Annotated in this window: 11 protein-coding genes; 10 read left to right on the top strand and 1 reads right to left on the bottom strand. The window is 60.7% G+C overall.

All coding sequences use genetic code 11. The annotated features are described in order from the left end of the window. The 10 genes from ACFWAY_RS51780 to moaC form a co-directional block, all read left to right on the top strand. The coding region (locus tag ACFWAY_RS51780) for a hypothetical protein (protein WP_378516270.1) at window positions 1-104 on the top strand (104 nt) is incomplete at its 5' end. 168 nt (window positions 105-272) lie between these two features. Continuing rightward, a complete protein-coding gene (locus tag ACFWAY_RS51785) occupies window positions 273-2,402 on the top strand; it encodes a molybdopterin-dependent oxidoreductase (protein ID WP_378516261.1) in 2,130 nt (709 codons plus the stop codon). Between the two features lie 22 nt (window positions 2,403-2,424). Continuing rightward, the gene (locus tag ACFWAY_RS51790; protein ID WP_378516262.1) at window positions 2,425-2,778 is read left to right on the top strand and encodes a cupin domain-containing protein; all 354 of its coding nucleotides are present in this window, start codon (window positions 2,425-2,427) and stop codon (window positions 2,776-2,778) included. Between the two features lie 581 nt (window positions 2,779-3,359). Beyond that, window positions 3,360-3,959, top strand: coding sequence for a hypothetical protein (locus ACFWAY_RS51795; protein ID WP_378516263.1), 600 nt, complete (start codon window positions 3,360-3,362; stop codon window positions 3,957-3,959). Between the two features lie 81 nt (window positions 3,960-4,040). Then, window positions 4,041-5,405 (top strand): pyridine nucleotide-disulfide oxidoreductase, encoded by a 1,365-nt coding sequence (locus tag ACFWAY_RS51800; protein WP_378516264.1) that lies wholly within the window; start codon window positions 4,041-4,043, stop codon window positions 5,403-5,405. A 191-nt stretch (window positions 5,406-5,596) separates the two neighbouring features. Then, window positions 5,597-6,079, top strand: coding sequence for a molybdenum cofactor biosynthesis protein MoaE (locus ACFWAY_RS51805; protein WP_378516265.1), 483 nt, complete (start codon window positions 5,597-5,599; stop codon window positions 6,077-6,079). Further along, window positions 6,079-7,098 carry a GTP 3',8-cyclase MoaA gene (gene moaA / locus ACFWAY_RS51810; protein ID WP_378516266.1) on the top strand — a complete coding sequence of 340 codons (1,020 nt, stop codon included), beginning with the start codon at window positions 6,079-6,081 and terminating at the stop codon, window positions 7,096-7,098. Before ACFWAY_RS51805 ends, moaA begins: the two co-directional genes overlap by 1 nt. Window positions 7,099-7,134: 36 nt before the next feature. Beyond that, on the top strand, window positions 7,135-7,362 hold the full coding sequence (locus ACFWAY_RS51815) for a MoaD/ThiS family protein (RefSeq protein WP_378516267.1): 228 nt from the start codon (window positions 7,135-7,137) through the stop codon (window positions 7,360-7,362). A 13-nt stretch (window positions 7,363-7,375) separates the two neighbouring features. Then, window positions 7,376-8,578 carry a gephyrin-like molybdotransferase Glp gene (glp, locus tag ACFWAY_RS51820; protein ID WP_378516268.1) on the top strand — a complete coding sequence of 401 codons (1,203 nt, stop codon included), beginning with the start codon at window positions 7,376-7,378 and terminating at the stop codon, window positions 8,576-8,578. After that, the gene (gene moaC, locus ACFWAY_RS51825) at window positions 8,572-9,132 is read left to right on the top strand and encodes a cyclic pyranopterin monophosphate synthase MoaC (RefSeq protein ID WP_378516271.1); all 561 of its coding nucleotides are present in this window, start codon (window positions 8,572-8,574) and stop codon (window positions 9,130-9,132) included. The genes glp and moaC overlap by 7 nt, the downstream gene beginning before the upstream one ends. A gap of 234 nt (window positions 9,133-9,366) precedes the next feature. Here moaC and ACFWAY_RS51830 read toward each other — a convergent pair whose 3' ends face one another. Further along, window positions 9,367-9,774 carry a DUF5313 family protein gene (locus ACFWAY_RS51830; protein WP_378516269.1) on the bottom strand — a complete coding sequence of 136 codons (408 nt, stop codon included), beginning with the start codon at window positions 9,772-9,774 and terminating at the stop codon, window positions 9,367-9,369. Between the last annotated feature and the right edge of the window lie 270 nt (window positions 9,775-10,044).

Consider the following 10,044-nt stretch of genomic DNA (forward strand, 5'->3'; position numbering starts at 1 on the left):
CCGGCATCGACAACCCACTGTTCTTCGCCGACACCACCTCCATGCTGTTCGGGGACGCGAAGAAGTCGGTCGCCGAGGTCACCGAGGAACTCAAAACCCTGTAACACCAAGCCCCCTGACCGCGTTGGCCCCAGGCGTTACGACAACTGCATTTGCAGGTGTTCACGTGAATGCGCTGGCAGTAGGTTTGATTCAAGACCAAAATCGGTGGCGGAGGCGGCCGTGAGGCCATATTCGTCTGTCGACTTACCCGAGCCCTTGGAGGCGACGTCGTGACTACTCCGAACCCCGTTACGGTCCTATCCAGCTGCCACCACGACTGCCCGGATACGTGCTCGATCCTCGTCACCGTCGAGGACGGTGTCGCGACGCACGTGCGGGGCAACCCGGCACATCCGTTCACACGAGGGGGGTTGTGCCCGAAGGTGAATGACTTCGAGAAGCGGGTTTATCACGACGAGAGAGTCCTCTACCCACTGCGCCGGGTAGGGCCCAAGGGCCAAGGCGAATTCGAACGCATCAGCTGGGACGAAGCGATCGAGACCATTTGCGAGAAGTTCCGGCAGATCCGTGACGAGTTCGGAGCCGAGGCGATACTGCCAACCGGCTACCTCGGTAACCAACACCTCGTCAACGGCCTCAATGTCATGGATCCGTTCATGCACAGACTGGGGGCCTCGATCTGCGAACGCACCTTCTGCACCTCCACACGAGGAAACGCCTTCGTACTCACGAACGGCACCGCGGTGACGGATCCAGAGGCGATCGTGCACGCCAAGTACATCATCGTCTGGGGCCACAACCCCATGTCCTCGCACATCCACCTCATGCCGTTCATCCTCAAGGCGCGCAAGAACGGCGCCAAACTAGTGGTCATCGACCCGTACCGAAGCCGGACCGCGAAGAAGGCCGACTGGCATATCAAGATCAAACCCGGCACCGACGGCGCCCTGGCGCTCGGGATGATGAACGTCATCATCTCCGAAGGTCTCACCGACGATGACTACATTGCGAATTACACCACCGGATTCGAGGAACTCCGGGCCAGCGCGGCCGAGTTCACGCCGGAACGCGTCGCTGACATCACCGAGGTACCCGCCGACGACATACGCACCCTCGCCCGCGAGTATGCGAGCACACAGCCGTCGAGTATCCGCGTCGGCACGGCCCTCGAGAATCATGCCCAGGGCGGCCAGGCCTTCCGCGCGGTCTATAGTCTTCCCGCGCTGGTCGGCGCATGGCGCTACCCCGGCGGAGGCACCCACGACCTCACGCTGTTCGCCTTTCCCGTGCGCTGGGCCGAATTGTCGCAAACGCAGTGGATCCGACCCGGAACGCAGACGGTCAACATCACCAAACTCGGGCGCGCCCTGACCGGCGACTTGGAACTTCGCACACCGATCCAGGCATTGATGGTGTGCAACGGCAATCCGTTCATCACCGCCCCCGAGCAGAACAAGGTGGCGCAAGGACTGCAGAGAGACGACCTCTTCACCGTCGTTGCCGATCACTTCATCACCGACACCGCCCGCTATGCGGACATCGTGTTACCGGCGACAACGATCCTCGAGCACTTCGATCTCGCGTTCTCATGGGGCCACACCTACGTAGGCATAAACATGCCATCCATCGCACCCAGAGGGGAGGCGGTGCCGAACTCTGAGATCTTCCGCCGACTTGCCGCTGGTATGGGGTTCGACGATCCCTGGTTCAAGCTCACCGACGAGGAGATCGCGTTCGAAAGTCTCGACTGGGATGCGCCGCAGCTGCAAGGCATCACCCTCGAAAAGCTGAAAGAGATCGGCTTTGCGCGCCTCGCCATCCCTGGACCCGATGAAGCTCCCTACGCCCACGGGAACTTTCCAACCCCGTCCGGAAAAGTCGAGCTGAGGATCGTGGGTGTCACCGACAGCGTCGCCGAGGTATTCCGACAGGGCTACGAAGAGGGCCAAGGCGACACACCTATTCCCGAGGTACCGACCTACCACGATGAGCCCGGTGACAGCGCGCATCCGTTACGGATGGTGACACCCCGCGGGCATTCCTTCATCAGCTCCCAGTACGCCAACATCGAGCGCCAGAGCACCGCCGAAGGCGAACAGCACATTCAGATCCATCCGGAAGAGGCCAAGCGACGCGGAATCACCGATGGTCAACGAGTGCGCGTCTTCAATCAGCATGGCTGCTTCGAAGCCCAGGCGATCATCAACTCCGACCTGCACCAGTCTACGATCGTTGCCCCGTACGGCTACTGGGCGATGAAGTCACGCGGCACGTCAACCGTCAACGCGGTGACCAGTAGCGACTACAACGACCTCGGCCGTGCACCGCAGTACCAGCACGCTCTCGTCGAGGTTCAACCTCTCCCGATGACGGCCGAAACGCCTGACTCCGGAATCTGATTCACCCATAAGAAGGAGAAGAATGACCGAGAACAGCACCAAGACCGAGTACTTTGCCTCGACGGTGGCGGCGACCGAGTACGAGCCTTTCCTCGTCGACGGCGACGCGGTCGGCGAAGTTCACTGGATCCGATCGAACGGCTCCGACGACTCCACGCTCATTGTGGGGCTCTGGAAGTGTGAGCCGGACAGCTTCCCGTACCCGTTCGGTAACGACGAAACCATCCACGCGCTGGACGGTGAGTTGGAGATCGCTCTCGAGTCGGGTGAGGTTGTCACACTCACTGCCGGTGACGTTGCTTCGTTCGCCAAGGGAACGCAGTCCACCTGGACGGTGAAGTCGCCGTTCAAGAAGTTGTTCGTGATCAGCGGCTAACGACGTTGTCAGACGGGTGTGGTGGTGCCAGGTCATTTGACGACCGCACCTGTCTGCCGCTGCACCTCGTAGGCGATTCTCCGCAGGAAGTGCCGATGACCGCAACACCGCCCTTGTTTCCCGGAGATCGATCAGCCGGTAGTCGAGCCGCGACGACCCCTACCAACACCCGCTCGGAGCTGCTTCGGGATTTGACGCAGCAGCTCAAACGCGCTACGGGGTGTGAACTTTGCGCTGTCGTGTTAGCGGATCACAGCGGCGTTATGACCGTTGTGGCTGTCGACGGTGCACGCCGAAACCTCTTGGGGACGCGCGTAAACACGCCCACAGGGCCACGTGGGAGCGCCAAACCAAACAGTTCGGTGCTCGGCCGAGTACTCGCAGACCATTTCTGCGACAAGCGAATTAGCCATCTCGCCAGCTGTCCCATAGAGATTGGCTCCATTCATCTAGGAACAGTTCTCGTCTGCACTCGCAACCGTGAACTTCTCGATGAGCGTGTCGAGGCGGAGCTTCGACAGTTTGCTATCAATGCCTCACCGCACCTGCTCACAGCACGACACATGCCCCAGCGGTCGGGGATGGACGAACGACTTCGCGTCGCAACTGAACTGTACGACGCTACCAACCAGATCCTCTTCACCGTCTCTCTGGCGGCGAAAGACATGCACGCAACACTTGCGCCAGAGGGCCACCCGACATCGTTACATGCTGCATCGATAGTCCAATCCGTCGAGGCGGCCTCGGCGTGCCTTCGAGAGGCCATGCGGAATATTCTGCACGAGCTACCGGAGATCCCGGATGTGGTCTCGCGCTATGCACGCGAATTCACCGACCGCACCGGGGTGCTCGCGGACGTCATCACCCGAGGTACTCCCCGCTCGATCAACGAGAACGGACAACGAGCAGTCTTCGCCGCAATCCGGCACGGACTTCACCAAGTCGAACATCACTCGGGTGCTGCAGCCGCCTTGATCGTTCTCGACTACCGACCATCGAGTCTGGAGGTGTCCGTTCTCCATGATGGCTCAACGACGGAGATAGCTTTAGGGTCCGGCGGTAAATCACCCGAGCCGGCCACCGAAGCTTCTGACGAGCTGGACTTCCGCGAAGCCTGTATTCGTGTGCTGATATCGGATCCAGCTTCAGCCGAGGATCTGACCGTCCACCCTGACCATTAAGTCGCCGCACCAGCAAATGTAGGTGTCACGACACCAATTCGGGCGACACACTTGAACGCATCGCCCCACCAACCTCCCTGAATGGAAACGCCAGATATGTCTGACAAGCGAGACCCGATGAGAGTAGCTGTTATTGGTGCCGGACCTTCCGGCATCTTCGCGGTCGGAGATCTCCTGCGAAGTGGCCAGGTCGATGCTGTGGATGTCTACGACAAGCTCCCTGCACCCTACGGATTGGTGCGATACGGGGTGGCCCCTGATCATCTCAAAATCAAATCTGTTTCCCAGAAATTCCACAAGATACTGTCGGACGAGCGGGTTCGATTCTTCGGAAACGTCGAGTACGGTGTCGATATCACACGCGCTGACCTCGACGCCATGTACCACACTACGATCGTATCGGCCGGATGTCCCGGGAACCGCAAGCTGGACCTTCCCGGCGAAGAACTCCGGGGCAGTATCGCGGCCTCCTCTTTCGTCTCCTGGTACAACGGCCACCCCGACGCCCCCGAGGCTCTCGAAATGAGACACGGCGCCGTTGCCGTGATCGGTGCCGGGAATGTCTCACTCGATATCGCTCGTATAATCATGAAGGGTGCATCGGGACTGGCGGACACCGATATACCGCCGCACGTCCTCCGAATTCTCGACATCACTGAAATTCACACGGTACACATCGTGGCACGAAGGGGGCTCAAGGACGCGAAGTTCTCGTTTGCGGAGCTTCTCGAGTTCGACTCGCTACCGGGCGTCAACATTGTTGTGGACGAAAAGGACCTTCCCAGTGACAATTCGGAAGACCTACCCCCCGCATCCCAGATGACCCTTGACCTCTTCCGGAAATGGGCCCGCACGAACCCGGAGGGAGCCGGCCGGCGCATACACTTCCATTTCGGCTACCAGCCGACAGCGATCCGCGGAACTCGCGCGGTCGAAGCACTCGACCTCCGCGGTACTGACACCGGCACGGTAAATCCCGCAGACGAACTCAATACCGTATCCCTCGCTGTCTCCATGGTGATTCGCTCTGTCGGATTCAGAGGACTGCCGCTCGCCGATCTCCCCTTCGACCGCGAATCTGCGACCATCCCACACACGCAAGGGCGCATAGTCGAACCGAATTCCCTCACCGACAGGCTGCCCTGGTACGTGACGGGCTGGCTCAAGCGCGGGCCTCAAGGAATCATTGGCACAAACAAGGTCTGTGCAAACGAGACGGTCCGCACCCTCCTGTCTGATCAAGGAGAAAAGGAAGACCTGCCTGCACTCCACAGTCCTCAACCGGAAGCCATATACGACGTCCTCACAACCCGGAACGTTCAGTGGGTGTCATGGGACGCGTGGGATCGTATCGACGCCCGCGAAGTCGAACTCGGACAAGCGTCAGGCCGCCCCCGGGTCAAGCTCAACCGCCGCGAACATCTGCTCGAAGCTGCCAGGCCATGACGAACTTCAGCCAATTCTGACCCGGCACGCCCCCGAAGAAAGCCCCACTCTTGCCCCTCGCTCCCCGTCCGGCCGGGCGCAGCCCCCTCCCCGGCCGGACGGGATCTCCACTCACAGTCGCCAAATCGGAGGAAAACACGATGACTGAAGTCTCAGTGGAATCATACGCGCGGCGGCACGACGGAAAACGAGTGGAAATCACCAACCTGCCCATTGACGTCAACGCCGTCACCGAATGGGTGACTGCACCTCATTGCGGCGCCGTGGTCTGCTTCACCGGCACGGTACGAGACGAATCCTCCGAACGCACCGGCGTCACCGCCATCACCTATGAGGTCTATGAACGATTCGCCGGCCAAAAGCTGGAGGAGGTGATCGCGGAAGCGCATCGCCGGTGGGATGACCTCGGGCGTGCGGCCATCGTGCACCGATCCGGTACTGTCGCACTCGGCGAGGCCAGCGTTGCGGTGGCGATCTCAGCGCCCCACCGCGACAGCGCCTTCGAGGCCGCACGCTTCTGCATCGACCTACTGAAATGCTGTGTACCGGTGTGGAAGCTCGAACACGGAATCGCATCGACGGGGTGGGTTCAGACCGGGACGCAGATCCAGTCGGTGATCGAAGCGGCAGCACAATGGGATGCCCGCCACCGCGATGGTGCAGGGGAAAAGTAATGGCGACCCCCACGCAGCCAGTGGCAACGGACACCATCAAGAGGCCGTTGCGCGACCTCCGGATCTCGGTTACCGATCGGTGCAATTTTCGCTGTCGATACTGCATGCCCCGTGAAGTGTTCGGCCCAGACCATACGTTTCTGAAATCCGACGAGCTTCTGACGTTTCGTGAGATCGTCCGCATCACAGAAGCCGGAATCGCTCTGGGAGTTCGCAAGGTCCGGCTCACGGGCGGTGAACCACTGATGAGACGCGGCATCGACGACCTCGTCCGTTCCCTGTCGCAGCTCGGTGACATCGACCTCGCCATGACGACAAACGGAGTTCTCCTGCCCCGGTTGGCGGACCGCCTCGCGGACTCCGGCCTCAAGCGGGTCAACATCAGCCTGGATTCTCTCGACGATTCCATCTTTCACAAAGTCAGCGACAGCGTCTTCACGGTGCGCGACGTTCTTGCAGGGATTAGCGCCGCTGAGGACGCCGGCTTGGCCCCGATCAAGGTCAATGCGGTGATTAGGCGGGGACTCAATGAAGGAAGTGTTCTACCACTCGCCGAACACTTCCGTGGCACTCCGCACGTGCTGCGCTTCATCGAATACATGGACGTCGGGGCAACAAACGGCTGGAATCGCGCAGAGGTGGTGCCAGCAGCGGACATCCTCGAGACCATTTCCCGCGTTCATCCGCTAGATGCCGTCCCCCCGAGCCACCCCGGCGAGGTGGCAACGCGGTACCGATATCGTGACGGTAGCGGTGAGATCGGAGTCATCTCGTCTGTTTCGCAGCCGTTCTGTGGCAGTTGCAGTCGTGCCCGGATCTCCGCCGACGGCACGATGTACACGTGCCTCTTTGCCAGCGCCGGCGTCTCTTTGAGAGATCTCGCGAGATCGGAATCCGACGACGTCCTCAGGGGTGCAATGGCCAGGGCGTGGTCGATCCGGGACGACCGCTACTCCGAATTGAGAGCCACCAACACGCCACGGACGCCGCGGATCGAGATGTCCTACATCGGTGGCTAAATCATGGAAGGGGTTACTGCAGTGCCCACAATAGTTATGTTTGCCATAGCGCGCCAGGTGGCCGGGACCGGTCAGACGATTGTGCCTGGCGCCACACTCGAGGAAGCGCTTCGTTTCGCGGTCAACCAATTTGGGTCGAAGTTCGAGCATGTCCTCCAGCACTCGCGGGTCTGGGTCAATGGCAGCGACGCGAAGCAGGGCGGTTTGACACCCGTTGGCCATAACGACGAGATTGCCGTTATTCCTGCGGTGGCCGGCGGATGAGGACCGGCCTAGCGTGAGGAGCGTTCAAGCACACCGCAGTCTCGTCAGGGCCCTGATCCCACAGCCCACGCCGGTCAGCGTTCCGCTCTCCAAAGCCTGCGGGCTAGTGCTCGCTGCTGACGTGATCTCTCCGGCGGCCCTTCCTGGGTTCGACAACTCGGCGATGGACGGCTACGCGGTTCGATCGTCGGATCTTGCGCGAGCTGCAGACGAGCATCCGGTCTCTCTCTCGGTGTTCGTTGATACGCCAGCCGGCGACACTCGGCTCATGACCCTCGCGCCGAGGACCGCGCACCGGATCATGACAGGGGGATTGATGCCCGCAGGAGCGGACGCCGTTGTTCCCCGCGAACTCATCGTGCAACGTGCCGGATTTCCGCATAGCGGCCGGGTCAGCTTTCTTCGGGCGGTGAAAGCCGGGGCCAACGTCCGCAAGAGAGGCTCAGATATTGCGGAAGGAGCGGCAGCACTGCGTTCCGGGACGATTCTGCAGGGCCCCCAGCTAGCCCTCCTCGCCGCCCTAGGATTCGCTGAGGTAATGGTGGTTCCGCGGATTCGCGTTCTTGTGATCTCGACCGGCAACGAGCTTGTTCCATCGGGCATCGCCCTGGCAGACGGCCAAATCTACGACACCAACACCCTCATGTTCACAGCCGAGATAACGTCGGCCGGCGCTGAGGTCGTCGAGACGATTACGCTTGGGGACAACTCCTACCACTTCCGGAAGGTGCTCGATCACAAGTGCGGGGACGTAGACCTCGTCCTCACAACTGGCGGCGTCAGCGCAGGCGCATACGAGGTAGTCCGAGATGCGCTCTCCGAGCACGATGTCAGCTTCAGTGCCGTTGCGATGCGTCCCGGAAAGCCGCAAGGGATCGGACGCTACCGCGGTACACCGATCGTGTGTTTTCCCGGTAATCCGTTGAGTGCATTGGTGTCCTTCGAGGTGTTCCTACGCCCAGCGCTGCGAGCGGCAATGTGTTATCCAGCGTCTACGCGACCCACCGTGGTGCGCAGGCTCGCGAAGGACCTCCAGTCGCCGGAAGGTAAACGCGAGTACCGATTCGGACGGTGCGGAGCCGGCCTGGTGACAGCCGATGCGGCGGGGTCAAACCGAGTCGCCGGCGCAGCCATGGCCGACGGACTGATCGAGATCTTAGAGGAGCAGACATTGGTACCAGCAGGGTCCCTCGTTCGCGTGTGGCTAAGATCGTGACTCCCGGCGACACCTCGCGACTCGCGCGGGACAACGTATCGGGCGTGAACTCGCAGTCGAGTCCTGCTCTGCCACACCTTGATCGGACTGGTGCCGCCCACATGGTGGATATCTCCGAAAAGGACGGATCGACACGGGTCGCGGTGGCAGAGGCCGTCTTCAACACCACCGAGCCTGTCATCGCTCTACTCGCCGACGGTAACTTACCCAAGGGTGATGCCCTGGCGACCGCCCGACTCGCAGGGGTGATGGCGGCGAAGCGAACCGCTGATCTCATCCCGCTGTGTCACACTGTGCAGCTCACAGGCGTATCTGTTCAACTTGTCCCGGCTACGTCAAGCGTTACCGTGACCGCGACAGCGAGATGTGTTGGCCGGACCGGGGTCGAAATGGAGGCATTGACCGCTGTAGCAGTGGCAAGTCTCGCCCTACACGACATGGTCAAAGCGGTCGACCCGTGCGCAACCATCACTGATGTGAGATTAGTGAGTAAGACCGGTGGAAAACGCGGCGATTGGGATCGCACCGGTGAACACGAAACTGAGCGAACGTAGTGCGCCTTCCGGCGCACCGGCAGGTGTTGAGGTCCGCACTCTGCACACAGCCGCTCACCAGTAGTGTCTGCGCTTATCGAGGAACGGACTGGGACGGCAAACCGTATCGACACCTGAACGAAGACACGTCGAAAGTCATTGGTGGCGAATTGGTTGGTCATGAACCTCTCGAGCGTGATGGATTTCCGACCCAGCACGCGAGATATTCTTTCCGAGGGTTGAAGACGCAGCACCTTACGTTGACGTCCGGGGTTCGTCATCCGCCCGGTTCCCGTGGCGCGATTCGTAGTCTGCGCGCAACTGCTCGGCTCGACGCTGGGCATCATCGTTGAGCAGGTCCGGATCGAGTCCGTGAATCAGAAGCCGGTGACGCCGATAGATCCGCTCGAGTGCCACAGCGAAGTACAACACCGGAATAGTCAACAGCGTCATCATCGCCAGCGGAACCCACATTGGCCCCGGGAGCAGCAGAAACGATGAGAGCATTGCAAGAATAGGAAGCATGAATCGCCGTACCTGTCGCACGGTTGCGCCTGGTCCTATCAGGTCGTTCTGTACCCAGTCTTGCATCGTGTCGGGCAACCTCCGGCCAAGAGCATAGGCCGACTGCTGCATGAGGCTGGGCCGTGACGGTGGGCGCATGCCAGAAAGCTATGACCTGCCCGTGCAAAACGGACACCTGCAAATGATGGTTTCTCCAGTGTCAATTGAGGCGAAGATCCGTACCAGTGTCACACTGACGTCCTATTGGGTTGCTACGCAACGTTGTTGCAACTGTCCGGTCCCTAGTGTTGTGAGTCGAAACGAGATAGTTCATCCGAGTTTCACGACACCAGGGAGTTATCGATGACCGTGTATGCCCGCCCGGGTTCGCCGGACGCCGTCATGTCCTTCCAATCGCGTTACGACAAC

The organism is Rhodococcus sp. NPDC059968 (assembly GCF_042738615.1).
Taxonomy (GTDB): Bacteria; Actinomycetota; Actinomycetes; order Mycobacteriales; family Mycobacteriaceae; genus Rhodococcus_F.

What these genes read in the sequence shown, in the direction of transcription:
- ACFWAY_RS51830 (WP_378516269.1), bottom strand. Translation starts at nt 9,774, where the DNA reads ATGCGCCCACCGTCACGGCCCAGCCTCATGCAGCAGTCGGCCTATGCT.
- ACFWAY_RS51800 (WP_378516264.1), top strand. Translation starts at nt 4,041, where the DNA reads ATGGAAACGCCAGATATGTCTGACAAGCGAGACCCGATGAGAGTAGCT.
- moaA (WP_378516266.1), top strand. Translation starts at nt 6,079, where the DNA reads ATGGCGACCCCCACGCAGCCAGTGGCAACGGACACCATCAAGAGGCCG.
- ACFWAY_RS51795 (WP_378516263.1), top strand. Translation starts at nt 3,360, where the DNA reads ATGGACGAACGACTTCGCGTCGCAACTGAACTGTACGACGCTACCAAC.
- ACFWAY_RS51790 (WP_378516262.1), top strand. Translation starts at nt 2,425, where the DNA reads ATGACCGAGAACAGCACCAAGACCGAGTACTTTGCCTCGACGGTGGCG.
- ACFWAY_RS51815 (WP_378516267.1), top strand. Translation starts at nt 7,135, where the DNA reads ATGTTTGCCATAGCGCGCCAGGTGGCCGGGACCGGTCAGACGATTGTG.